Source organism: Pseudomonas gorinensis (assembly GCF_042015035.1).
Lineage (GTDB): Bacteria > Pseudomonadota > Gammaproteobacteria > Pseudomonadales > Pseudomonadaceae > Aquipseudomonas > Aquipseudomonas gorinensis.
This window is the reverse complement of record NZ_CP167125.1, coordinates 5,960,077-5,984,719: the sequence shown is the minus strand read 5'-3', so window position 1 is coordinate 5,984,719 and position 24,643 is coordinate 5,960,077. Positions and strand designations below refer to the sequence as shown.

The following is a 24,643-nucleotide window of genomic DNA, read 5'->3' as shown; positions in this document are numbered from 1 at the left end:
GAATCGATGTATGAATGCGTTCCACGAAGCGGTTGAACGCATTCCCCAGGATGCCGAACTCGTCGTGGTTCTGGATGGTCAGCCGGCGGGTCAGGTCACCCTCACCGTCGGCGATGTCCTGCATGGCACGGGTCATCACGTGCAGCGGTTGCATCAAGACGCGAATCAGCATGCCCAGCAGGGCGATGATGATCACCACGGCAATGACGGTAGCGATGACGGCCGAGGTACGGAATTCGCTGAGCATGGCGAAGGATTTGTCTTTATCCACCGAAATACCCAGGTACCAGTTCACCGATGGCAGCCCTTTGATTGGCGTGAAGGTCACGATGTTGTCTTTGCCATTGGCTTGGACCTCACTGAAATCACCGCTGATTTTGGGGGTGTGTGTCGGGTAGACGTCCGCCAGGGTCTTCATCACCAGGTTTTTGTCCGGGTGCACCAACACTTTGCCGTCGGCGCTGACCAGGAACGCATAGCCCATGCCGCCGAAGTTCAAGGCTGCGATGTTGTCCACCAGGGTTTGCAGGCTCAGGTCGCCGCCGACCACGCCGATGCTCTGGCTGCCCTTGGCGCTGGGGGTGGCGATGGAGATGATCAATTGCCCGGTTGCGGCATCGATGTAGGGTTCGGTCAGGGTCGAACCGTTGCTGTTCTGGGCGCCTTTGTACCAGGGGCGAACGCGCGGGTCGAAGCCGTCCGGCATCTTGGTGTCGGGACGGATGGTGAAGGCGCCTTTGCTGTCGCCCACGTAGGTCGCCATGAATGCAGAGGTCAGGGCTTTCTGTTCCAGCAGGCTGGCAACCACGCTTGGTTCGGGATTGATGGCGATGTTTTGCGCAGCGTTTTCCACCAGCGCAATGCGCCCGGTGAGCCAGGTTTGAATGTTGCTGGCGGTGACATCGCCCATTTCATGCAGGTAGTTATTCAGGTCGTCGCGAATCGCGTTGCGTTGCAGGTAGTCGTTGTAGAGGGTAAACAGCGCGAAGGCGGCAATGACGATAAGGGAGGCTGCAAGCAGGATTTTATGGCTGAAACGCAGATTTTTATTCATGGCTTGAAGGGTCCGCTAAGGTCTTTATATCCGAAGCGCGTCCTTGTGGGAGGCGCAAAATGGCAGTGTCAAAAAAGGTGTGATACTTCTTGGCGATAGCTCTGTGGGTCCCTGTAGGAACTATCTGACCTATTTTTAGACTTTGTGGGTCTCACATCTGTCTGTATCGACTGGCGGCACGAAAGATTAACCATAGGTGACGAAATGCCTGATTCCTCGCAGCTCCTTATTGGTGCCGGTCCCGACGACCAGCCCATCGCCCAGGCCATGCGCCTGGCCAACCGCCACGGGTTGATTGCTGGCGCCACCGGCACGGGCAAGACCGTCACGCTGCAACGCCTGGCCGAGGCGTTCAGTGATGCGGGCGTGGCGGTATTTGCCGCCGATATAAAGGGTGACCTCTGTGGCCTGGGCGCTGCGGCGAACCCGCAGGGCAAGGTGGCCGAACGCATCGCCGGCATGCCCTTTCTTCATTACACGAGCAAAGCGTATCCGGTCACGCTGTGGGACATTCATGGCCAGTCTGGTCATCCCTTGCGCACCACTATCAGCGAAATGGGCCCGCTGTTGCTCGGCAGCCTGCTGGAGTTGACGGACAGCCAGCAGTCGGCGCTCTACGCGGCATTCAAGGTGGCAGATCGCGAAGGCCTGTTGCTGCTGGACCTCAAGGACCTCAAGGCGCTGCTCAACCACCTACGCTATCACCCGGAACTGCTGGGGGAAGATGCCGCGCTGATGACCACGGGTTCCAGCCAGGCATTGTTGCGGCGCCTGGCGGTGCTGGAGCAGCAGGGTGCCGAAGCCTTGTTTGGCGAGCCGGCCCTGCAGCTTGAGGATATTTTGCAGCCTGCCAGCGACGGACGCGGACGCATCCATTTGCTGGACGCCAGCCGCCTGGTGCATGACGCGCCGAAGGTCTATGCGACCTTTCTGCTGTGGCTGCTGGCGGAGTTGTTTGAGCAGCTGCCGGAACGCGGCGATGCGGACAAACCACTGCTGGCGCTGTTTTTTGACGAGGCCCACTTATTATTCGCCGACACGCCCAAGGCCTTGCAGGACCGCCTGGAACAAGTGGTTCGATTGATTCGCTCCAAGGGGGTCGGGGTGTATTTCGTCACCCAGTCCCCTGGCGATTTGCCTGATGCGGTGCTGGCGCAACTGGGCCTGCGTATCCAGCATGGGTTGCGTGCGTTCACCACTAAGGAGCAGAAATCCCTGCGAGCGGTGGCGGACGGCTTTCGCCCCAACCCGGCGTTCGATGCCTTGGCGGTCCTGACGGAGTTGGGTACGGGCGAGGCATTGGTGGGTACCTTGCAGGAAAAAGGCACACCGGAAGTCGTCCAGCGCGTGTTGGTCGCACCGCCACAATCGCGGATCGGGCCGCTCAGTGACGGTGAACGTGCCGCCTTGGTCGCCAGTTCGCCGTTGCAAGGCCGTTATGACAAGCCGATTGATCGAGAGTCGGCCTATGAAGTACTGATGGCGCGCAAGGAATTGGGGCCTGCCGAGGCGTCCACGCCTGCAGCCCAGGAGCCGAGCTTTACCGATAAGGCCGGTGCGTTCCTGGGGACCGCGGCGGGCAAGGCGCTCAAGTCCGCCATGCAGCAAGCCGCCAATCAGATGGGGCGGCAATTGGTGCGGGGCTTGTTGGGGTCTTTACTGGGGGGGAGCAAGCGCAAATAACGGATCAGGGCTTGGGCTTGGCATGCGCGGCCAGGCGCTCCAGTGCCGCGCGCAAGCCCGGGTCGCTGATGCCGTCGGCCGTGGCTTGAATGGTCTCGGCCGCGTTCACCGATAAATTGATTGTGTGCCCGACCGCGCCTTGCTGCACGGTTGGCGGTTGCACCTTGAACTGGATCCGCGTCAGGCTGGCGAACTCATCGAAGGCCATCAATTGCCGTTGCAGGCGTTTTTGCTGATAGCGCAGGCGTGTCGCCCAATGGCCATCTGTGACAATTAGCAGCAGGTTGCCTTCGCGCCAGGAGGCCACATGACAGTGTTCCCGCGCGGCAGGTTGCAGTTGGGTTTCAAGCAGGCGTTGCAAATGGCCCAAGCGTTGCGCATGGCCAAAGATGGCTTTCAACGGCTTGGCTTCGCGAAGCAACACGCTGGGCGCGCGGGCTGTAAGAGGGCGAAATGCCATGATTAGACACCTAAAGTAACAGAGCGGCCATCTTAGCAGAATCCGCCCAGGCACCCCCAGGCAATGCATTGGCGAGGCTTTACCCGTGAAATCAATAGATAACTTCTGGGCTCCATGGGTTGAAGTTCCAGCAAAAGCCCTTATTTTAAACAAGCCCTCTCACAGCACCATGCCAGCATCGGGGAACAACGCCACTTTCCTCACCCACGATTCCGGGTAGAATGCGCGTTCGCATGCGGCCGTGAGGGCTGCTCGGGCCACTCACGGTGCGCCCTCCATCCCTATGTGTGGAAGAACCTGCCGATATGTTTGCGCCTTTGTTAAAGAAACTTTTTGGAAGCAAGAATGAGCGCGAAGTCAAACGCATGCTCAAGACGGTGCAGCTGGTCAATGCCTTCGAAGAGCAGATGGTTGCCCTTTCGGACGAGCAATTGCGCGCCAAGACCGAAGAGTTCAAGGCCCGCATAGCCAAAGGTGAAACCCTCGACAAGCTGCTCCCCGAAGCCTTTGCGGTTGCCCGTGAAGCCGGTAAGCGCGTCATGGGCATGCGCCACTTCGACGTCCAGTTGATCGGCGGCATGACCTTGCATGAAGGCATGATTGCCGAAATGCGTACCGGTGAAGGCAAGACCCTGGTGGCGACCCTGGGTGTTTACCTCAACGCACTGTCCGGCAAGGGCGTACATGTTGTGACGGTGAACGACTACCTGGCCCGCCGGGACGCCAACTGGATGCGCCCGCTGTATGAATTCCTCGGCCTGACCGTCGGTGTCGTGACGCCGTTCCAACCGCCGGAAGAAAAACGCGCGGCCTACGCTGCCGACATCACCTACGGTACCAACAACGAATTCGGCTTCGACTACCTGCGCGACAACATGGCGTTCAGCATGGAAGAAAAATTCCAGCGTGAACTCAACTTTGCCGTCATCGACGAAGTCGACTCCATCCTCATCGACGAAGCCCGTACCCCGCTGATCATCTCCGGCCAGGCCGAAGACAGCTCGCGCCTGTACACCGAGATCAACAAGTTGATCCCGCGCCTGGAGCAGCACATCGAGGAAGTGGAAGGCGTGGTGACCAAAGAAGGTCACTTCACCATCGACGAGAAGACCCGCCAGGTCGAACTCAACGAAGCCGGCCACCAGTTCGTCGAAGACATGCTGACCCAGATCGGCCTGCTGGCCGAGGGCGAAAGCCTGTACTCGGCACACAACCTGGGCCTGTTGACCCACGTATATGCTGGCCTGCGCGCCCACAAACTGTTCCATCGCAACGTCGAATACATCGTCCAGGACGGCCAGGTCGTACTGGTTGACGAACACACCGGCCGTACCATGCCGGGTCGTCGTCTGTCCGAAGGCCTGCACCAGGCCATCGAAGCCAAGGAAATGCTCAACATCCAGGCTGAAAGCCAGACGTTGGCGTCCACGACTTTCCAGAACTACTTCCGTCTGTACAACAAGCTGTCCGGCATGACCGGTACCGCCGACACCGAAGCGTTCGAATTCCACCAGATCTACGGTCTGTCGGTGGTGGTCATTCCGCCGAACAAGCCATTGGCGCGTAAAGACTTCAACGATCTGGTGTTCCTGACCGCCGAAGAGAAATACGCGGCGATCATCAATGACATCAAGGACGGCATGGCCCAGGGTCGTCCGATCCTGGTGGGTACCGCCACCATCGAGACTTCCGAGCATGTGTCCAACCTGCTCAATAAGGAAGGCATCGAGCACAAGGTCCTCAACGCCAAGTTCCACGAAAAAGAAGCCGAGATCATCGCCCAGGCCGGCCGCCCAGGCGCGCTGACCATCGCCACCAACATGGCCGGTCGTGGTACCGACATCCTGTTGGGCGGCAACTGGGAAGTGGAAGTTGCGTCCCTGGACAACCCGACCCCTGAGCAGATCGCCCAGATCAAGGCCGACTGGCAGAAACGCCACCAGGCGGTGCTGGAGTCCGGTGGCCTGCAGGTGATCGCTTCCGAGCGCCACGAGTCGCGCCGTATCGACAACCAGCTGCGTGGTCGTGCCGGTCGTCAGGGTGACGCCGGTTCCAGCCGTTTCTACCTGTCGCTGGAAGACAGCCTGATGCGTATCTTCGCCTCGGATCGGGTGAAGAACTTCATGAAGGCCCTGGGCATGCAGTCCGGTGAAGCGATCGAGCACCGCATGGTGACCAACGCCATCGAGAAGGCCCAGCGCAAGGTAGAAGGTCGTAACTTCGACATTCGTAAGCAACTGCTCGAGTTCGATGACGTCAACAACGAACAGCGTAAAGTGATCTATCACATGCGTAACACGTTGCTGGCCGCCGACAACATTGGCGAGACCATTGCCGATTTCCGCCAGGACGTGCTCAACGCCACCGTCAGCGCGCACATTCCGCCACAGTCCCTGCCTGAGCAGTGGGATGTTGCCGGTCTGGAAGCTGCGTTGAAGAGCGACTTCGGTGTTGACTTGCCGGTCCAGCAATGGCTCGACGAAGACGACCACCTGTACGAGGAAACCCTGCGCGAGAAGCTCATGACCGAGCTGCTGGCCGCGTACAACGAGAAAGAAGAGCAGGCGAGCGCCGAAGCCCTGCGTACTTTCGAAAAACAAATCGTACTGCGCGTGCTGGATGACCTGTGGAAAGACCACCTGTCGACCATGGACCACCTGCGTCATGGCATCCACCTGCGTGGCTATGCCCAGAAGAACCCTAAGCAGGAGTACAAGCGCGAGTCGTTCACGCTGTTCTCCGAGCTGCTGGATTCGATCAAGCGCGATTCGATTCGCGTGTTGTCCCACGTCCAGGTGCGTCGCGAAGATCCGGTCGAGGAAGAAGCTCGCCTGCGCCAGGAAGCGGAGGCCTTGGCTGCGCGCATGCAATTCCAGCATGACGAAGCGCCAGGTCTCGAGGCTCCTGAGGTGTTGGGCGAGGAGGTCGATGTGGCCCTGGCCCAGACCCCCGTGCGCAACGAGCAGAAGCTGGGCCGTAACGAGCTGTGCTGGTGCGGTTCGGGCAAGAAGTACAAACACTGCCACGGCGAAATCAACTAAGATTTTCGCCTGACGCTGCAACACCCCGCGCCGCGACCGGCATCAGCCGTCGCGGCGTTTTGCCATTAATTCCTACCGTCGAACGCGACGGCACAGACATCACCTATTTTTAAGGAGCGCATTCATGGCTGTTGGTCTTGGTCCTTTGCCCACTTTGCACCCGGTTGCCGGTTTTGAACTCGGTATCGCTTCGGCCGGCATCAAACGCCCGGGGCGCAAGGATGTGGTGGTGATGCGCTGTGCCGAAGGCTCGACCGTCGCTGGTGTGTTCACCCTCAACGCCTTCTGTGCCGCGCCGGTGATCCTGGCCAAGCAGCGCGTGGCCGGCCCGATTCGTTACCTGTTGACCAACACTGGCAATGCCAACGCCGGCACCGGTGAACCTGGCCTGGTCGCCGCCGCCCGCACTTGCGCCAAGCTGGCGCAACTGACCGGCGTGGACGCCAGCCAGGTACTGCCGTACTCCACCGGCGTGATCGGCGAGCCGCTGCCCGTGGAAAAAATCGAAGCGGCCCTGCAAGCCGCGTTGGATGACCTGTCTGTGGATAACTGGGCGGCCGCCGCCACTGGCATCATGACCACCGACACCCTGCCCAAAGGTGCGAGCCGCCAATTCGTGCACGAAGGCGTGACGGTCACCGTGACCGGCATCAGCAAAGGTGCGGGCATGATTCGCCCGAACATGGCCACCATGCTCGGCTACATTGCCACCGACGCCAAAGTTTCCCGCGATGTGCTGCAACGCCTGATCCTGGATGGCGCCAACAAGTCGTTCAACCGCATCACCATTGATGGCGATACCTCCACCAACGATTGCTGCATGCTGATCGCCACTGGCCAAGCCAACCTGCCGCAAATCACCGAAGCCAACGGGCCGCTGTTTACTGCATTGAAGCAGGCGGTGTTCGAAGTGTGCATGGACGTGGCCCAGGCCATCGTGCGTGACGGCGAAGGCGCAACCAAGTTCGTCACGGTTGAAGTCAACGGCGGCGGCAACCACCAGGAATGCCTGGATGTCGGTTATACCGTGGCCCATTCGCCACTGATCAAGACTGCACTGTTCGCCTCCGACCCGAACTGGGGGCGTATCCTCGCCGCCGTCGGTCGTGCCGGCGTGCCGGATCTGGATGTGAGCAAGATCGACGTGTTCCTCGGCGACGTATGCATCGCCAGCGGTGGCGCGCGCGCCGAGACCTACACCGAAGCCCAGGGCTCGGCGGTGATGCAGCAGGAAGAAATCACCATCCGCATCGAACTGGGGCGTGGTAACTGCAGCGAAACCATCTGGACCACCGACCTGTCCCACGAATACGTGAAGATCAATGCGGAATACCGCACCTGAAAACGAACGTTACCTTGTAGGCGCGAGCTTGCTCGTGAAGAACGTCAACGATAACGCGGACATTCTGGATGCACGCGGTGCCTGGGCGTTTTTCGCGAGTAGGCTCGCTCCTGCAAAGGGCAGCTCAAGGCTTGTAAGGGAGACAGTGGCGTGAAACGAGTGCATGTAGCAGCAGCGGTGATCCGCGGCGTCGATGGCAGGATCCTGCTGGCGCGCCGCGCCGATACCCAGCATCAGGGCGGTCTCTGGGAGTTTCCTGGCGGCAAGGTGGAGGCCGACGAGTCGGTCGCCACCGCGCTGTCCCGCGAGTTGCAGGAAGAGCTGGGTATCCAGGTCACCACGGCGCGGCCACTGATCAAGGTGCAGCATGACTACCCGGACAAGCAGGTGTTGCTGGATGTCTGGGAAGTCTCGGCCTTTACCGGCGAGCCCCATGGTGCTGAAGGGCAGCCGCTGGCGTGGGTGGCCCAACGGGACTTGCTCAACTATGAGTTTCCGGCAGCCAATGCGCCGATCGTTGCCGCCGCACGCCTGCCCGCCGAATACCTGATCACCCCGGGCGAGCTGGAAACTCCGACATTGTTGCGTGGTATCCAGAAAGCCATTGCCGGTGGCGTCAAACTGGTTCAGTTGCGTGCCCCCAACGGTTATGACCCCAAGTACCGTGACCTTGCGGTGGACGCAGTGGGGCTGTGCGCCGGTAAGGCGCAGTTGATGCTCAAGGGGCCGTTTGAATGGCTGGGGGATTTTCCGGCGGCCGGCTGGCACATGACCGCCGCGCAACTGCGCAAATACGCGAGCAAGGGCCGCCCGCTGCCCAAGGATCGTTGGCTGGCGGCTTCCTGCCACAACGCCGAAGAACTGGCGCTGGCGGAAATGATGGACGTGGATTTTGTCACGCTGTCGCCCGTGCAGCCGACCCAGACCCATCCTGATGCCCAACCGTTGGGCTGGGAACTGGCGGCAGAGTTGATCCGTGGGTTCAGCAAACCGGTGTTTCTGTTAGGCGGGGTTGGGCCTGCGCAGCGGGAGCAGGCGTGGGAAGCCGGCGCTCAAGGTGTCGCAGGGATTCGGGCGTTCTGGCCTGAGCTTTGATGGTGCTCTGAAGGGCCCTATCGGGGGCAAGCCCCCTCCCACATTCGACCGAGTTCCAACTTTGGAATGTGATCAACATGTGGGAGGGGGCACCCCGATGAGGCCCAATCAGTCACCGAATCATCATCAGTGCGGCTTCGCCGCCGCCTGCCACAACACTTCTGCAACACCCTGGCGCTTGGCAATCACCCGCGCCGCCACAAACAGCAAATCCGACAGCCGATTGATATACGCCAACCCCACCCCTTCCAACGGCTCGACAGCATTCAGATGCTGACAGCGCCGCTCGGCACTGCGCGCCAGGCTGCGGCATACATGGGCCTGGGCAATCAGCGCTGAACCACCAGGCAAGATAAAGTTTTCCAGCGGTCCGACTTCCTCGTTCCAGCGATCAATCGCTGCTTCCAGCCGATCAACTTCCGCCGCATTCAGTGCCTTGTACTCCGGCATCGCCAACTCGCCGCCCAGATCGAACAATCGATGCTGGCAAGGCGTAAGCACCTCGATCACGTCCTGTAAGCCTGGATGCTGCCCGCCGAGTGCTTCGAGATACGCCAGCAGCAACCCCAACTGACTGTTCAGCGTATCGACTTCGCCAATGGCTTCCACCCGTGGGTGGTCCTTGGGCACGCGGCGACCGTCGCCGAGGCCGGTTTCACCCTGGTCGCCGGTACGGGTGTAAATCTTCGACAGGCGAAAGCCCATGGTCAGTGCTCCAGTTGGGTAAGTTCAGCGGGGGACAATTGGCTGCCCGCCAGGGGCAGGCGCAAGGTGAAGCAGGTACCTTGGCCCAGGGTGGAGTGCACCTCCATCTGGCCCTTATGGTTGTTGGTGATGATGAAGTACGACACCGACAGCCCAAGCCCGGTGCCCTGGCCGATCTCCTTGGTGGTGAAGAATGGCTCGAACGTGCGTTTGCGCACGTTTTCGCTCATGCCGATACCGTTGTCTTCCACCTGGATTTCGGCCCAGGGCGGATTAAGGCGAGTGCGCAGGATGATGCGTCCCGGCTCGCGATCGTCCCCGCGCAGGTGAATGGCCTGGGCTGCGTTTTTCAGCAGGTTGAGCAACACCTGCTCCAGCTCGTTGGCGGTGCCGGGCACCGGGCCCAGTTGCGGGTCGAATTGGCGGATGATCGCCTGGCCCTTGAAGTCGAAGCCGATGGCGAGGTCGAAGTCATTACCGGCAATTTCCACGGCCTGGTCGATCAGGGCCGGCAAGTCGCAAGGCGCCATTTGCCGATTGCTGCGGCGGCTGAAACTGAGCATATGGGTCACGATCTTCGCCGCCCGCGCGCCGGCTTGCTGGATGCCGTCGAGCAGCTGCGGCACTTCGCGGCTTTGCAGGTAGCGGTTGACCGTGTCCAGGTCGATGCCAACCTGCTCGGCCTGTTCCAGGTTCTTAGGCAGGTCGGGCGACAAGCGGCGGCGGATGTTTTGCACGTTATGCAGGATCGCTCCCAGCGGGTTGTTGATCTCATGGGCCATGCCGGCCGCGAGCCCGCCGACGGAAAGCATTTTTTCCGACTGCACCATCATTTCTTCCAGGGACAGGCGCTGGGTGATGTCATCGATGCGGATCACCACGCCGCGCCCGGCACCGCCCGTCAGCGGGTAGAAGGTCAGGGCGTAATGCTTGGGCTCATCGTCCTTGATCCAGGTGACCCGCTCGATGCGTTCCACCGTGTGTTGCTCGACGGTAGCCTTGATTTGCGGCAGGTATGGCTTGAGGGGTTGGAAGGCGAGGTAGATCGGCTGGTTCAAGGCTTCGTCGAGGCGCGTACCGGAAAGCGCGCTGGCTTCCTGGTTCCACTGGGTGACATAGAGCTGCTCATCCAGGGCGATCAGCGCCGACGGCATGGAGTCGATGATACTGTTCAGGTAATTCTGGAAACCGGTGAGTTTTTTCTCGATCTTGCTGCGCACCTGGACTTCCAGTTCCAGCTTGCGGTTGGTGTGGCGCGTCTCCTCGGCCAGGCCCTGGGCCTGGGAATAGGCGGCCTGGGAGTCGTCCCGCGCGCGCTTGAGCTGCTGTTCGCGGGCTTCGATACGCGACAGCATGGTATTGAAGGCCTCGGCCAGGCTGCCGATTTCATCGCGGTTGCCGCGGCCGGCGCGCAGGGCGTAGTTCTCTTCGCGGGTGACCTGGCGGGACAGCTCTTCCAGCTCATGGATGGGGCGCGTGATCAAGCGTTTGATCTGCCGGGCGATGACCAGCCACAGCAGTACGCTGAAAATCAGGATACCCAGGCTGGCGGTCAGCGTACCGGTGTAGAACGCCACCGGCAGCTCACTGCTGGCCACCAGCAGCAAATGCCCGGATGGCTGGCCCGCGCGAGGCAGGGTGATCACCTGGTTGCTGCGGAATTCAGTGACCCGCCAGGCCTCGATATGCCGGTAGCTGTCCGGCAAGTGCAGGCGGTCGCCATGTTGCATCTGCGCCAGGCGGTTGCCTTCGCCGTCGTACAGTGCGGCGGCGCGCAGCGGCGAATAGCTGGTCAGTTCATTGAGCAGGGCGTCGGCCTTGGCTGGAGATTCCAAGGCTTCGGCGGCGAGTGCCGGGTTGGACACCAGCCGACCGATGGCCTGCAAGGCCTGGGGCGCCATGCTTTCCTGGGAAATCCAGTAGGCGGCGCTGATAAAGGTCAGGTTGGCCACCAGCAATACAGTGGTCAGCAGCACCAGTAGGGCGGCCAGCAGCTTTTGCCCCACCGGGAGATTTTCGAGACGCTGGCGCAGTGGCATCAGTTTTCCACAGGTAATAGACAAGTGGGCAGGGTAGCGCGTGCCTCAGTCGCTGGGCAATCCGCGTGCAATCAACTGCTCGACCAGGCGCATCTGTACCTGTTGCAAGTGCGGCAGGACCAATTGATGACGGTTGGCCGCCTGGCACGCATAGCCCAGCAGGTAGCTGATTTCGGTGCGCCGCGCGTTGGCCACGTCCTGGTACATCGAGGAGTAATTGGCGGCCGTGGCCTGGATCACTCGCTCTACCTCACTGTGCAGATCTTGCGCGGCGGCAGGCTGGCCGCAGCATTCGAGCAGCTCGCTCAGTTCGGCGCACAGGGGCGCGACTTCACACTGATGTGCCTGCAGGCCGCCATTTCGGCATTGGTACAGCACCGTCAGCGGGTTGATCGCGCAATTGAGCGCGAGTTTGCGCCACAGGCGGGTGAGGATGTCCGTGCTCCATTCGTGGGGGATGCCCGCAGCCTGCAGGTCATCCAGCCATAGCGGTGGAGTGGGGTGCTGAGCGTCGCCCAGCCAGGTGTAGCCATGCCCGGCGAATACCACGCGCCAGTCGCCGTCGCGAAACGCGCCTTCGGTGCTGGAGGCGAAGATGCAACGCGCCTGGGGCAGTTGCGCCGCGACGGCGTCCTGGCTGCCCAGGCCGTTTTGCAAGAGGATCAGTTCGGCGTCCGGTACCAGTCGATGCTGCAACCGGGCGATGGCACCCTGGGCGTCGTAGGCTTTGCACGCCACCAGCAGACGATGAATCGGCCCGGGGCTGTCGGGTGTTTCGCCGATCACAGGGTAGGTGTGTGCTACGCCTTGCTCCACCAGGGTCAGCCCTGGCCCCGCCTGGTAGCTGGCCAGGCGCGCCTCATCGCGCAGGATCAGCCTCACGGGCACGCCGGCGCGCGTCAGGCGGGTGGCCCAGAGTGTGCCGAGGCTGCCGGCGCCGAGAATGTGCCAAGGGGTCGACATCAGTTTGTGCTCCGTAGGGGCGCCCACGGTGAATGGGGCGAAAGAACCGCTATAATGCCCCGGCATTTTAGCTCGGCGCGCTCCATCTTTACTGAGCCCGCCCTTTATATTGGAGAAATGACATGCCTTCGTTCGACGTGGTATCCGAACTGGACAAACACGAAGTCACCAACGCCGTCGAGAACGCCGTCAAGGAACTGGACCGCCGCTATGACTTGAAAGGCAAGGGCAGCTTCGAATTCAAGGAAAAGGAACTGACTGTCAACTTGACCGCTGAAGCCGATTTCCAGCTGGAAGCGATGATCGAGATCCTCAAGCTGGCCCTGGTCAAGCGCAAGATCGACGTGCAGTGCCTTGAAGTCAAGGACGCCTACGCCTCCGGCAAGCTGATGAAGCAGGAAGCCGTGCTCAAGGAAGGCATCGACAAGGAGCTGGCGAAGAAGATCGTCGCCCATATCAAGGATGCCAAGCTGAAAGTCCAGGCTGCCATCCAGGGTGAGCAGGTACGTGTCACCGGCAAGAAGCGTGACGACCTGCAAGAGGCAATCGCGGCCCTGCGCGCCAAGACATTCGACATGCCGCTGCAGTTCAATAACTTCCGCGACTGATGGCACTTCGGGGAACCTGCGGGCGTTTTCGACGTCCCACGCCCCAGAACCCACGCCTGCACTTGAGCCCTACTGGGCTCATTTGTGTTTCTAGGCCGTCAATAAGCCGCACATCCGCCACACAGGAGAAGCTACATGGATTTAAACGCTGAAATGGATCACTTGATCAAGACGTCGCAGTCGTGGATCCCGATGATCATGGAATACGGCAGCCGGGTGTTGCTGGCGGTGATCACCCTGGCCATTGGCTGGTGGCTGATCAACGTATTGACCCACCGAGTGGGCCGCCTGCTGGCCATGCGTAACGCGGACCTGGCGCTGCAGCACTTCATCACCAGCCTTGCGAACATTGCACTGAAAGTCATGCTGATCGTCAGCGTGGCCTCGATGATCGGCGTGGCAACCACCTCGTTCGTCGCGGCTATCGGTGCGGCTACCCTGGCCATCGGCCTGGCATTGCAAGGCAGCCTGGCCAACTTCGCCGGCGGGGTGCTGATTCTGTTGTTCCGTCCGTTCCGTATCGGCGACTGGATCGAAGCCCAGGGCACCGCCGGTACCGTCGACAGCATCCAGATCTTCCACACCGTGCTGCGCACCGGCGACAACAAGACCGTGATCGTGCCGAACGGCATCCTGTCCAATGGCATTATCACCAACACCAACCGTCAGCCGACCCGCAAGGTGGTGTTCGATGTGGGGGTGGATTACGAGGCCGATCTGCAAAAAGCCCGCGAAGTGCTGCTGGAGCTGGCGAAAGATCCGCGCGTGCTGGCTGACCCTGCGCCTGTTGCCGTGGTGTCGACCCTGGGTGACAGCTCAATCACTGTTTCTCTGCGTTGCTGGACCAATACCCCGGATTATTGGGATGTAGTGTTCATGCTTAATGAACTGTCGCGTGACCGTTTAAAGGCAGCCGGGATTGATATTCCATTTCCGCAGCGAGTTATACGAGTCATGCAAGAGGCTGCGCCGAAGTAAGCGAAAGCGTCATGTTTAACTTGGCCGAAAGGTCAGGTTAAACGTGTCAGCTTAATCTCGTTAGTTAGCTTGCTAGTTATTTATTCGCTGAAGTAAAACTGCAATAAAAAAGCCGCCCCCCTGGCTAGCAGAGGGGCGGCTTTTTTTGTTTAAGGCCGAAGCCTTAAGTCATCGTTGTAATCAAACGCTTAATTACAAGATGTTCAGCGGGTATTGCGCGATCAGACGCAGTTCGTCGATCGACGCCGAACCGTAGTACACGCCGTCAGACGAACGATAGGTCGCTTGACGGACGCGCAGGCTCAGGTCTTTGGCTGGGCCGCTCTGGATCACGTATTTGGCTTCGATGTCGCGTTCCCACTCTTTACCGTTCGAAGTGGTGCCAGTGTTGGCGCCGCTGCCGTTGACGTAACGAGTCATGAAGCTCAGGCCTGGCACGCCGAAGGTGGCCATGTTCAGGTCGTAGCGAGCTTGCCAGGATTTCTCGTCTTCAGCGTTGAAGTCGGAACGGGCGATGGAGTTGGCCAGGAAAATCGTGCCGCCGCCGTCTACGCCGTAACCGTAGTCGCCGTCACCGCTAACTTTCTGGTAGGCGAGGGTAAAGGTGTGAGCGCCGAGGGTATAGGCGCCCTGCAAGCTGTAGGCACGGTTATCCAGCTTGGTGGTGCCGTCTTTTTCTGCGCGTTGCAGGCCGGCGCCGTCGCTTTTGGTGCTGTAGATGTTGAAGTCGACAGCCAGGGACTGATCATCGCTAAGCGCGTGGGTCCAGTTCACGTTGGCGTAGAGTTTCTTCCAGTAGTCTTCCACTTTCGAGTAGTAGAGGCTGGTAGTGAACTCTGGGGTCCAGGAGTACACGCCGCCTACGAAGTTGGCGTCGCGCAGGCCAGTACCGGTACCAGGCTCGGAGCTTGCGATACTGTCCTTGTAGGTGTGGTCCTGGGCAACGATCGAGGTGAAGTGACCGGCTTCCAGTTTCAGGCCCTTGATCTCGTTGCTGGTGAGCGAGATACCTTGTGGCAGTTCTGGCAGGAGGCGGCTGTCATCGGATGCGAATACCGGGGCGGTGGTGTACTGGTCGCCCACTTTCAGGACCGTATCGGAAATACGGAACTTGATGGCTGCGCCACCCTTGGAGTAATCATCCTGCGCACGACCGTCGGAGCCGTTAGGGAACAGGCCGGTACCGGCACGGCCCTTGCCGCTGTCGAGTTTGATGCCCAGCAAACCAATGGCATCGACACCGACACCGATGGTGCCTTGTGTGTAGCCCGAGCTGAACAGACCGTGGAAGCCGAGACCGGTTTCTTCGCGACGGCTTTGAGTGCCTGGCGCGTTGTTACGGAAGTCACGGCTGAAGTACAGGGTACGAGTCAGGATACTGGCTGTGCTGTCCTCGATAAAGCCCTTGGAATCGTCCTGGGCGGACGCCATTGCGAACTGCGAGGTGCCTGCTGAAACAGCCAGGGCGATCATGCTCCACTTCATCACGCGCATCGTGATTTGCTCCTTTGGTTTAGGAAGAGTACTGCCGTCCCACCTGTATTTTTATCTGGGCGGCTCTTTCTTTTTTGTGTCGGCGTAAAGTTATATCACGCAGACCGTATTGACGATACTTGTCCAACTATCCTTTCAGCTTCTTTACGAGGCTGTCGTAAATTGCTAGCTCCATGTCGCAAATTCACAGTCCGAATGTAACTGGACTGACAACTTCAATGCTGTTTTCAAACCCTTCAATAGTTTGGAGTCTTCCTTGATTCGCATTGAAACGCTGTTGTTCTTTTCGCGAAACACCTGCTTCCGAACGGGTGTCGTTGCCGACGATATGGGTGTGAATGCAACAAGCGCGCCCAAATCGGTAACTGAATGTCATTTTTTCGTGAAAATCGTTACTGCCCTGTAAAAACCGCATAAGCACGGGCTTTTTACGCCCTTTGGTTTGGTCTTGACGGCCGCGCATGACATCAGTGCGGTGGTACAAAAAACCTGTGCCTGCGCAAAACGTTACCGGTTCACCCCGATGAGTGGGTACTTGGCGGATCTCTTTGAGGCACAAGTGGGTCATTTTGGTGCGTTCCGGTGAGGCCCGTTCTAGCGTAGCTCATATATTCGCTTGCTTCGAAAAGGTGCAGGTTTTTTTGTCGGACCGTGCCGACGCTTCCTGCATTCGCCGTGAAGCCGCGAACAATCAACGGTATGCTGGGTACCTGAACTTGACCTGCCGAACGGAGTGCCCGTGGTGTTCGCCTTAGACCAACGCTTGCAACAAGACACACTGGCCCTCGGGGATTTCCCGCTGTGCCGCCTGCTGCTGTCCAATGACTCGAACTACCCATGGTTCATTCTGGTACCGCGTATCAACGGTATCAGCGAAGTGTTTCAGCTGGATGTCGCAGATCAACGAATCCTATGGGAAGAAACCACGGCCCTGGCGCAGTTGCTCAACGAAGGCTTGATGGCCGACAAGATGAATATTGGTGCGCTGGGCAACGTCGTCAGCCAGTTGCACGTGCATGTGATCGTACGCAGGCGCGATGACGCGGCATGGCCGGCTCCGGTTTGGGGCAAGCATCCGGCGCAGCCGTACACTGAACAACAGGTAGCGGCTATTCGCGCGCGCATGCGTGAGTTGTTGCCTGCCGACTTTATTTTTGCGCAGGACTGAACCATGGATCTGCAAGACCGTGTGACGGACCTGGAAAGCCGCTTGGCCTTCCAGGACGACACCATCGAGACGCTCAACGATATCCTGGTGACCCAGCAGCGCGCGGTTGAACGCCTGCAGCTTCAGATGGCGGCGCTGCTCAAGCGCCAGGAAGAAATGGGCGGCCAGTTCGAAACCTCCGAAGAGGAGGCTCCACCGCCTCACTATTAATTGGCCCACCCTTAATAGTCGCGCATAAAAAACCGCGATCCAGCCTAGCTGGATCGCGGTTTTTTTTTTGCAGCGCGGGCTGAAATCAGCGACGTGGCAGGGCAGCGATCACGTCTTCGGCTTGCAGGCCTTTGTCGCGATTCATGACGGAGAATTCCACACGCTGACCTTCGACCAGAACGCGATGGCCTTCGCCACGGATGGCCCGGAAGTGGACGAAGATATCGTCGCCCGAATCGCGGGAAATAAAGCCGAAGCCTTTGGACGTGTTGAACCACTTGACGGTCCCGGTATCCCGATTGGTCATGTCGTAGTTTTGCGACGCGGCCGCAGGGGACGAACGGTAGAAGCTGATGGCCAGGTGAAGAACGATGGCGACCAGCGCAATGACCAGGCTGAGCAGGATGGCCGGGTGGCCGCCGACTTCAGGCATGGGTGCCAGGAGGGTGAGAGTTTGGACCACAACGGTCAGCACCAACAGCGCACTGACGAGGTTTTGCAGTTGATGACGCATGCCTTTGTTCCAGTACGGAATCACGGGCGCCAGCGTCAGGTTAAGAAGGCCGAACAAGGCCAGGTACAGAGCGTCATGTTGTTGCAGGTAGGGCAGGCTTTCAGGCTGCAGGCTCGGGATAAAGGACAGCAGCAAAGCTGCAACGCCCGTTAGCAGGTGGACGATTTTCAACATTTTGATTAACTCACGTTAAGACGGATCACAAGGAAGAGCTGACTGGCACGGTTCGCTTCTGAACAATGGGAGGCGTTGAGCACGTGCACGGGTATCAGCCTATGCGCTGGCCGAAGAAAATAACGGCAGCGACACGCTGCCTATTTAACAGCAAAGGCTGTGCCTACTCAAATCAAGCATTTCCAGGCATTGCAAGGGGTGTGGCATTTCTGCGTCAAACGCTTGTCCTAGACGTTTGCAGGCTTTTTTATCGCTATCAGGCAAATCGCCTGTCGGGCGCAAAGCCTTGCTTGTCACAGGCCGGTGCGCCCGCGCGGGGCGAATTGCCGCACGTCGCCTGGTGCTGCCGGGCTGCACAAGGTGGGGACTCTTGCTAGAGTGGTCCTGCACCTGATCAATGAATGCTTGTCAATTGAAGGGGATAAACATGGCAATCGATATCGGTATCAGTGAAGAAGATCGTAAATCCATCGTCGATGGGCTTTCGCGACTGCTTTCCGATACCTATGTACTGTACCTGAAGACCCACAATTTCCATTGGAACGTCACGGGCCCCATGTTCCGCACGCTGCACCTGATGTTCGAGGAGCAGTACAACGAGCTGGCGCTGGCGGTGGACTCCATTGCCGAACGTATCCGTGCCCTGGGCTTTCCGGCGCCGGGTGCCTATTCGATCTATGCCCGTCTTTCTTCGATCAAGGAAGAAGAAGGCGTACCGAGCGCAGAAGAGATGATCAAGCAATTGGTTGCGGGCCAGGAAGCGGTCACGCGGACCGCGCGTGGCATTTTTCCGCTGCTCGACAAGGTCAGTGACGAGCCAACGGCCGACTTGTTGACCCAACGCATGCAGGTTCACGAGAAAACCGCGTGGATGCTGCGTTCCCTGCTCGAAAACCAGTAACCATCGACCTCGAGTGGCGTCGTCCCGACGCCGCTCGCGGGTTTCCCCGCGCTTCCTGGCGTTCTCCTACGATGATCGACTCTCCGTCTTCTGGCTGCCCCTGTCTTCCTGCTGTTTTATAGGCCTATCGCCCAATGGGAGAAACCCATGGGCTGTTGTTTGGCAACGGAGTGTCAGGTGTATGTCACGTGGAGCGGTGAGTGGAGTGATGGAAACGGGTGGTTTTCAGAAGATAAAGGTCGATCCCTTCTCCAGGGGGTTCGATATGGGATTGGCCAGGCCGTTGTCCCGATCGGTCAGGCTCAACGGTTTTTCCACCTGTCTGCGGCTCGAGCAGATCTATTGGAATATCCTCACGGAGATTGCCAGGCTCAATGCCTGTTCGGTCAGTGCATTGCTGTCTTACGTCGATCGGGAAGTGCATTTGCGGTATGGAGGCGTAAAGAACTTCAGTGGACTGGTCAGGGTCGTGTGCGTGGTTCACCTGTTAAAAGGCTGCAGCGCACCGTTGAGTCCTGAGTAATCTTGCGGTTCCGTGGCCAGGCCTGCCCCAGGGCGGGCCTGGCTTCGGGCAGAAAGCCGGCTGCGCTGCCTCGATTTACCAGATATAATCCCGCGCTTTGCTGCGAATGCCGGGGCTTGATCCGTTGGGCAGGCGTAGCGCGTAACGATCTGATCGCCGAGACATCTCCATGCCCATGTACGACTATCAATGTGCTTCCTGTGGTCATCAGTTGGAAGCCATTCAAAAGATCAGCGCAGCGCCGTTGGTCGATTGCCCGGCCTGCCAGGCGCCTGAACTCAAGAAGATGTTGTCCATGCCGGGCTTCCGCCTGAGTGGCAGCGGCTGGTACGAGACCGATTTCAAGACCGGCTCGAAGAAGAATCTGGCCGGCGGCGACAAAGCAGACTGAGTTGAACTCTACGCGCGGGCTCCTGCATTATCCGTCCCCTGCTTAACTGTGCGGTGACGAGGCAGGCCTCCACCGAATTTCGAATTACGAGAAGTGAAACCACTACCATGATGCGCAGCCACTATTGCGGCCAACTGAACGAGACCCTGGATGGTCAGGAAATCACCCTTTGCGGATGGGTTCACCGTCGCCGCGACCACGGCGGGGTGATCTTCCTCGATATCCGTGATCGTGATGGTCTGGCCCAGGTGGTGTTCGACCCGGACCGCGCCGAGAGCTTCGCCGCCGCCGACCGCGTGCGCAGCGAATACGTCGTGAAGATCACCGGCAAGGTACGCCTGCGTCCGGCCGGGGCTGTGAACCCGAACATGGCGTCCGGCGCAATCGAAGTGCTGGGCTACGAGCTGGAAGTGCTGAACGAATCGGAAACCCCGCCGTTCCCGCTTAACGAATACTCCGACGTCGGCGAAGAAACCCGCCTGCGCTACCGCTTCCTGGACCTGCGTCGTCCGGAAATGGCCGAGAAGCTGCGCCTGCGTTCGCGCATGACCACCAGCATCCGTCGCTTCCTGGACGAGAACGGCTTTCTCGACGTCGAAACGCCGATCCTCACCCGGGCTACCCCGGAAGGCGCGCGTGACTACCTGGTGCCAAGCCGCACCCACGCCGGCAGCTTCTTCGCCCTGCCGCAATCGCCGCAGTTGTTCAAGCAACTGCTGATGGTGGCCGGCTTTGACCGTTACTACCAGATCGCCAAGTGCTTCCGTGACGAAGACCTGCGCGCCGATCGCCAACCCGAATTCACCCAGATCGACATCGAGACCAGCTTCCTCGATGAAAAAGAGATCATGGGTATCACCGAACAAATGATCCGCAACCTGTTCAAGGAAGTGCTGGACCTGGAATTCGGCGAATTCCCGCACATGACTTTCGAAGAAGCCATGCGCCGCTACGGTTCCGACAAGCCAGACCTGCGTAACCCGCTGGAACTGGTGGACGTGGCCGACCAGCTTAAAGATGTCGATTTCAAGGTGTTCAGCGGCCCGGCCAACGACCCGAAATGCCGCATCGCCGCCCTGCGTGTGCCTGGTGGCGCGAGCATGCCGCGCAAGCAGATCGACGACTACACCAAGTTTGTCGGTATCTACGGTGCCAAGGGCCTGGCGTATATCAAGGTCAACGAGCGCGCCAAGGGTGTTGAAGGCCTGCAGTCGCCTATCGTGAAGAACATCCCGGAAGCCAACCTCAATGTGATCCTGGATCGCGTTGGTGCGGTCGACGGCGACATCGTGTTCTTCGGCGCCGACAAGGCCAAGATCGTCAGTGAAGCCCTTGGCGCGCTGCGGATCAAGCTGGGCCACGACCTCGACCTGCTGACCTGCAAGTGGGCACCGATGTGGGTCGTCGACTTCCCGATGTTCGAAGAGAACGACGACGGCAGCTTCAGCGCCTTGCACCACCCGTTCACTGCGCCGAAGTGCTCTCCTGAAGAGCTGGAAGCCAACCCGGCAGGCGCTCTGTCCCGTGCCTACGACATGGTGCTGAACGGCACCGAGCTGGGTGGCGGTTCGATCCGTATCCATCGCAAAGAGATGCAGCAAGCGGTATTCCGCCTGCTGGGCATCAACGAAGCGGAACAGGAAGAGAAGTTCGGCTTCCTGCTCGACGCCCTGAAATACGGCGCGCCGCCGCACGGTGGCCTGGCCTTCGGCCTGGATCGCCTGGTGATGCTGATGACTGGCGCCCAGTCGATCCGTGAAGTGATCGCGTTCCCGAAAACCCAGAGCGCTGCGGACGTCATGACCCAGGCGCCGGGTGTGGTGGATGCCAAGGCACTGCGCGAGTTGCACATTCGCCTGCGCGAGACGCCGAAGGCTGAGTAAGGCTGCTGCGTGAAAGCGCGATAAGGTTTTACGCGGTCAAAAAGGCGCATCTTCGGATGCGCCTTTGCGTTACAAGGGTTGCATCCCGCCTGGGGCGGGGTTGATAAGGTTTCTAGAGAATTTCGGAGTTGTGTTATGGCTGGCCATTCCAAGTGGGCGAACATCAAGCACCGCAAAGAGCGTCAGGATGCCAAGAAAGGCAAGATCTTCACCAAGTGGATTCGCGAACTGACGGTCGCTGCCCGCCAGGGCGGTGGTGACCCAGGCTCCAACCCGCGTCTGCGCCTGGCGCTGGATAAAGCCCTCGGCGCCAACATGAGCCGCGACATCATCGACCGCGCCGTGGCCCGTGGTGCCGGGGCGGCCGATACCGACGACATGGTCGAGCTTACCTACGAAGGCTACGGCCCGGGTGGCGTGGCGGTGATGGTCGAGTGCATGACCGATAACCGCAACCGTACCGCGGCGGCGGTGCGCCATGCGTTCAGCAAGTGCGGGGGTAACCTCGGCACAGACGGTTCGGTAGCCTACCTGTTCGAGCGCAAGGGGCAGATCTCCTTCGCACCGGGTGTGGATGAAGATGCGCTGATGGAAGCGGCAATGGAGGCGGATGCCGACGACGTGGTGACCAATGAAGACGGCTCCATTGACGTGTTCACCTCGTTCGCCGGGTTCTACGCCGTGCGTAACGCGCTGGAAGCGGCCGGTTTCAAAGGTACCGACGCGGAAATCGTGATGCTGCCAACCACCAGCGCCGAGCTGGACCTGGACGGCGCGCAGAAAGTACTGAAGATGCTGGATATGCTCGAAGACCTGGATGACGTGCAGAACGTGTATTCGAATGCCGACATCCCTGAATCTGTAGCCGAACAGCTAGGCTGAAGGGCGATGTAGTTTTAAATGTGGGAGGGGGCTTGCCCCCGATAGCGGTGGTTCAGTCGATTGAGAGATAACTGACACACTGCCATCGGGGGCAAGTCCCCTCCCACATTGGGCCTCCCTGTATCAAAAATTGTGTTTACCCGACCTGCAGGCCTTATGACTTTAATCCTAGGTATCGACCCCGGTTCGCGCATTACCGGCTTTGGCGTGGTGCAACACACCCCGCGTGGCTGCGTCTATGTCGCCTCGGGCTGTATTCGTACCGGCGCGGGCGAGTTGGCTGAGCGCTTGCAGATCGTCTATCGCGGCGTGCGTGAAGTGATCCAGACCTACGGGCCAGTGACCATGGGCATCGAAAAGGTGTTCATGGCCAAGAATGCCGACTCGGCCCTCAAGCTCGGCCAGGCCCGTGGCGCTGCCATCGTGGCCGGTGCCGAGGAAGGCATGGAAATCGCCGAATACACCGCGACCCAGGTCAAGCAAGCAGTGGTTGGTACGGGTGCGGCGAATAAAGAGCAGGTGCAGATGATGGTGATGCACATGCTCAAGCTCACCTCAAAACCGCAGATCGATGCCTCCGACGCCCTGGCCATTGCCATTTGCCATGCGCACACGCGCTCCAGCCTGCTACCGCACGGCTTGGGGACGGCACGCAGTCGTGGCGGGCGCCTGCGTCTCTGATAGCATCAGCGCAATCGTTATTTCCGGTCAGGCCTCGATCTGACCCCACGCTTTAAGGATCTGAACCGTGATTGGACGCTTGCGCGGCACCCTGGCTGAGAAACAGCCGCCGCACCTGATTCTGGATGTCAACGGGTTGGGGTATGAGCTGGAAGTGCCCATGACTACCCTGTATCGCCTACCGTCGGTCGGTGAACCCATAACGCTGCACACCCACCTGGTGGTGCGCGAAGACGCGCAACTACTCTATGGTTTCATCGGCAAGCGCGACCGCGACTTCTTCCGCGAGCTGATTCGCCTCAATGGCGTGGGGCCGAAGTTGGCCCTGGCGTTGATGTCGAGCCTGGAAGTGGACGAACTGGTGCGTGCCGTTTCGGCCCAGGACACCTCGGCGTTGACCAAGGTGCCGGGCGTGGGCAAGAAAACCGCCGAGCGCCTGCTGGTGGAGCTCAAGGACCGCTTCAAGGCCTGGGAAGTGGTGCCGAGCATGTTCGCTCTGGTGCCGAACCAGCCGGATATGCCGGCAGGCCAGGTGGCCAGCGCTGAAAGCGATGCCGTCAGCGCGCTGATCTCCCTGGGCTACAAGCCGCAGGAGGCGAGCAAGGCGGTGTCGGCCATCAAGGACAAGAACCTGAGCAGCGAAGACATGATCCGCCGAGCCCTGAAGGGAATGATTTAAGTGATTGAAGCTGATCGTCTGATCGCGGCCACGGGCCCCCGTGACCGCGAAGAAATCCAGGACCGTGCCATCCGGCCCCTGAGCCTGGCCGACTACATCGGCCAGCCTACCGTGCGCGAGCAGATGGAGTTGTTCATCCAGGCCGCGCGCGGGCGCAGCGAGTCCCTGGATCACACCCTGATCTTTGGCCCGCCGGGGCTGGGTAAAACCACCCTGGCCAACATCATTGCCCAGGAAATGGGCGTGTCGATCAAGTCGACTTCCGGCCCGGTGCTGGAGCGTCCTGGCGACCTGGCGGCGCTGCTGACCAATCTTGAACCCCATGACGTGTTGTTTATCGACGAAATCCATCGGTTGTCGCCGATCGTCGAGGAAGTGCTGTACCCCGCCATGGAAGACTTCCAGCTCGACATCATGATCGGCGAAGGCCCCGCGGCCCGATCGATCAAGCTCGACCTGCCGCCATTCACCCTGGTGGGGGCGACCACGCGTGCGGGCATGCTGACCAACCCGCTGCGAGACCGTTTCGGTATCGTTCAACGTCTGGAGTTCTATAGCACCGCAGACCTGGCGACCATCGTCAGCCGTTCGGCCGGCATTCTCGGCCTGCCCCTGGATCCGGAAGGCGCGTTTGAAATCGCCCGTCGGGCCCGGGGCACGCCACGTATTGCCAACCGTCTGCTGCGCCGCGTGCGTGATTTTGCCGAGGTGCGGGCCAAGGGGCATATCACCAAGCCGGTGGCCGACCTGGCCTTGAACCTGCTGGATGTGGACGAGCATGGCTTCGATCACCAGGATCGACGTCTACTCTTGACCATGATCGAGAAGTTCGACGGTGGCCCGGTGGGGGTAGACAGCCTGGCCGCGGCCATCAGTGAAGAGCGCCATACCATTGAAGATGTGCTGGAACCGTACCTGATCCAGCAGGGCTACATCATGCGCACGCCAAGGGGGCGGGTGGTCACGCGCCATGCCTATTTGCACTTCGGGTTAAACATTCCGTCACGATTGGGTGAGATGCCCGTGGTAGACGAATTCCTGGATGCAGTGGACGATTAAAAAGACCACGTGGATCGATTTATTCAAGGTTTGTGCTGTCCTAGTGGCTGGTGTCGTCATTCAGTCACTGGAAATATTCTCGAACGCAAAAAGCGAGAATGAAAAAACAGTTGCTA

Annotated in this window: 23 protein-coding genes and 1 pseudogene; 16 read left to right on the top strand and 8 right to left on the bottom strand. The window is 59.8% G+C overall.

Going from position 1 to position 24,643, the window contains the following annotated elements:
* Positions 1 to 22 precede the first annotated feature (22 nt).
* Positions 23 to 1,054: pseudogene (locus tag AB7933_RS27355) on the bottom strand (HAMP domain-containing protein); the annotation flags it as partial.
* A 204-nt stretch (positions 1,055 to 1,258) separates the two neighbouring features.
* Here AB7933_RS27355 and AB7933_RS27350 point away from each other — a divergent pair.
* Positions 1,259 to 2,737 (top strand): helicase HerA-like domain-containing protein, encoded by a 1,479-nt coding sequence (locus tag AB7933_RS27350; protein ID WP_024077163.1) that lies wholly within the window; start codon positions 1,259 to 1,261, stop codon positions 2,735 to 2,737.
* A 4-nt stretch (positions 2,738 to 2,741) separates the two neighbouring features.
* Here AB7933_RS27350 and AB7933_RS27345 read toward each other — a convergent pair whose 3' ends face one another.
* Positions 2,742 to 3,197, bottom strand: a complete 456-nt coding sequence (locus AB7933_RS27345) for a DUF721 domain-containing protein (RefSeq protein ID WP_024077162.1) — start codon at positions 3,195 to 3,197, stop codon at positions 2,742 to 2,744.
* A 305-nt stretch (positions 3,198 to 3,502) separates the two neighbouring features.
* Between AB7933_RS27345 and secA the strand changes: the two genes are divergently transcribed.
* From secA to AB7933_RS27330, 3 genes are all read left to right on the top strand, one after another.
* A complete protein-coding gene (gene secA, locus AB7933_RS27340; protein WP_024077161.1) occupies positions 3,503 to 6,238 on the top strand; it encodes a preprotein translocase subunit SecA in 2,736 nt (911 codons plus the stop codon).
* A 124-nt stretch (positions 6,239 to 6,362) separates the two neighbouring features.
* Positions 6,363 to 7,580 carry a bifunctional glutamate N-acetyltransferase/amino-acid acetyltransferase ArgJ gene (argJ, locus tag AB7933_RS27335; RefSeq protein WP_024077160.1) on the top strand — a complete coding sequence of 406 codons (1,218 nt, stop codon included), beginning with the start codon at positions 6,363 to 6,365 and terminating at the stop codon, positions 7,578 to 7,580.
* Between the two features lie 150 nt (positions 7,581 to 7,730).
* A complete protein-coding gene (locus AB7933_RS27330) occupies positions 7,731 to 8,675 on the top strand; it encodes a Nudix family hydrolase (RefSeq protein WP_024077159.1) in 945 nt (314 codons plus the stop codon).
* A gap of 126 nt (positions 8,676 to 8,801) precedes the next feature.
* Here AB7933_RS27330 and AB7933_RS27325 read toward each other — a convergent pair whose 3' ends face one another.
* From AB7933_RS27325 to AB7933_RS27315, 3 genes are read right to left on the bottom strand one after another with little or no spacing between them, the layout of a single operon-like run.
* The gene (locus AB7933_RS27325) at positions 8,802 to 9,380 is read right to left on the bottom strand and encodes a cob(I)yrinic acid a,c-diamide adenosyltransferase (protein WP_024077158.1); all 579 of its coding nucleotides are present in this window, start codon (positions 9,378 to 9,380) and stop codon (positions 8,802 to 8,804) included.
* A 2-nt stretch (positions 9,381 to 9,382) separates the two neighbouring features.
* Positions 9,383 to 11,419 (bottom strand): sensor histidine kinase, encoded by a 2,037-nt coding sequence (locus AB7933_RS27320; protein WP_024077157.1) that lies wholly within the window; start codon positions 11,417 to 11,419, stop codon positions 9,383 to 9,385.
* A gap of 45 nt (positions 11,420 to 11,464) precedes the next feature.
* Positions 11,465 to 12,382 carry a putative 2-dehydropantoate 2-reductase gene (locus AB7933_RS27315; protein ID WP_024077156.1) on the bottom strand — a complete coding sequence of 306 codons (918 nt, stop codon included), beginning with the start codon at positions 12,380 to 12,382 and terminating at the stop codon, positions 11,465 to 11,467.
* Positions 12,383 to 12,504: 122 nt separating this feature from the next.
* Here AB7933_RS27315 and AB7933_RS27310 point away from each other — a divergent pair, with 122 nt between their 5' ends.
* Both AB7933_RS27310 and AB7933_RS27305 read left to right on the top strand, forming a co-directional pair.
* Positions 12,505 to 12,990: a YajQ family cyclic di-GMP-binding protein gene (locus AB7933_RS27310; protein ID WP_003193880.1), complete on the top strand. Its 486-nt coding sequence runs from the start codon at positions 12,505 to 12,507 to the stop codon at positions 12,988 to 12,990.
* Between the two features lie 135 nt (positions 12,991 to 13,125).
* A complete protein-coding gene (locus tag AB7933_RS27305; RefSeq protein ID WP_024077155.1) occupies positions 13,126 to 13,968 on the top strand; it encodes a mechanosensitive ion channel family protein in 843 nt (280 codons plus the stop codon).
* 192 nt (positions 13,969 to 14,160) lie between these two features.
* On the opposite strand, the gene AB7933_RS27300 is transcribed toward AB7933_RS27305, so the two are convergent.
* Positions 14,161 to 15,462, bottom strand: coding sequence for an OprD family porin (locus tag AB7933_RS27300; RefSeq protein ID WP_024077154.1), 1,302 nt, complete (start codon positions 15,460 to 15,462; stop codon positions 14,161 to 14,163).
* Between the two features lie 184 nt (positions 15,463 to 15,646).
* Entirely contained in the window at positions 15,647 to 16,030 is a 384-nt protein-coding gene (locus tag AB7933_RS27295) for a hypothetical protein (RefSeq protein ID WP_143036939.1), read from the bottom strand.
* 174 nt (positions 16,031 to 16,204) lie between these two features.
* Between AB7933_RS27295 and AB7933_RS27290 the strand changes: the two genes are divergently transcribed.
* Both AB7933_RS27290 and AB7933_RS27285 read left to right on the top strand, forming a co-directional pair.
* Positions 16,205 to 16,630, top strand: a complete 426-nt coding sequence (locus AB7933_RS27290) for an HIT domain-containing protein (protein WP_041161288.1) — start codon at positions 16,205 to 16,207, stop codon at positions 16,628 to 16,630.
* A 3-nt stretch (positions 16,631 to 16,633) separates the two neighbouring features.
* Positions 16,634 to 16,840: a SlyX family protein gene (locus tag AB7933_RS27285; RefSeq protein WP_024077152.1), complete on the top strand. Its 207-nt coding sequence runs from the start codon at positions 16,634 to 16,636 to the stop codon at positions 16,838 to 16,840.
* Positions 16,841 to 16,925: 85 nt separating this feature from the next.
* Here the strand turns inward: AB7933_RS27285 and AB7933_RS27280 are convergent, their stop codons facing one another.
* Positions 16,926 to 17,528: a cold-shock protein gene (locus tag AB7933_RS27280; protein ID WP_024077151.1), complete on the bottom strand. Its 603-nt coding sequence runs from the start codon at positions 17,526 to 17,528 to the stop codon at positions 16,926 to 16,928.
* Between the two features lie 427 nt (positions 17,529 to 17,955).
* Here AB7933_RS27280 and AB7933_RS27275 point away from each other — a divergent pair, with 427 nt between their 5' ends.
* The 8 genes from AB7933_RS27275 to ruvB all read left to right on the top strand — a co-directional run bounded on the left by AB7933_RS27275 (position 17,956) and on the right by ruvB (position 24,527).
* Complete coding sequence (locus AB7933_RS27275) at positions 17,956 to 18,429, top strand: Dps family protein (protein WP_003193874.1); 474 nt, start codon at positions 17,956 to 17,958, stop codon at positions 18,427 to 18,429.
* Positions 18,430 to 18,610: 181 nt separating this feature from the next.
* Positions 18,611 to 18,952, top strand: a complete 342-nt coding sequence (locus AB7933_RS27270) for a ribbon-helix-helix domain-containing protein (RefSeq protein ID WP_041161008.1) — start codon at positions 18,611 to 18,613, stop codon at positions 18,950 to 18,952.
* A 169-nt stretch (positions 18,953 to 19,121) separates the two neighbouring features.
* Positions 19,122 to 19,343, top strand: a complete 222-nt coding sequence (locus AB7933_RS27265; RefSeq protein ID WP_010208103.1) for an FmdB family zinc ribbon protein — start codon at positions 19,122 to 19,124, stop codon at positions 19,341 to 19,343.
* Positions 19,344 to 19,450: 107 nt separating this feature from the next.
* A complete protein-coding gene (aspS, locus tag AB7933_RS27260; protein WP_024077149.1) occupies positions 19,451 to 21,226 on the top strand; it encodes an aspartate--tRNA ligase in 1,776 nt (591 codons plus the stop codon).
* Positions 21,227 to 21,361: 135 nt separating this feature from the next.
* Positions 21,362 to 22,108 (top strand): YebC/PmpR family DNA-binding transcriptional regulator, encoded by a 747-nt coding sequence (locus AB7933_RS27255; RefSeq protein WP_024077148.1) that lies wholly within the window; start codon positions 21,362 to 21,364, stop codon positions 22,106 to 22,108.
* Between the two features lie 156 nt (positions 22,109 to 22,264).
* Positions 22,265 to 22,789: a crossover junction endodeoxyribonuclease RuvC gene (gene ruvC / locus AB7933_RS27250; RefSeq protein WP_024077147.1), complete on the top strand. Its 525-nt coding sequence runs from the start codon at positions 22,265 to 22,267 to the stop codon at positions 22,787 to 22,789.
* A 67-nt stretch (positions 22,790 to 22,856) separates the two neighbouring features.
* Positions 22,857 to 23,468: a Holliday junction branch migration protein RuvA gene (ruvA, locus tag AB7933_RS27245; RefSeq protein ID WP_003175802.1), complete on the top strand. Its 612-nt coding sequence runs from the start codon at positions 22,857 to 22,859 to the stop codon at positions 23,466 to 23,468.
* Positions 23,469 to 24,527: a Holliday junction branch migration DNA helicase RuvB gene (ruvB, locus tag AB7933_RS27240; RefSeq protein ID WP_024077146.1), complete on the top strand. Its 1,059-nt coding sequence runs from the start codon at positions 23,469 to 23,471 to the stop codon at positions 24,525 to 24,527. It abuts the gene before it with no gap.
* The last annotated feature ends 116 nt before the right edge of the window (positions 24,528 to 24,643 follow it).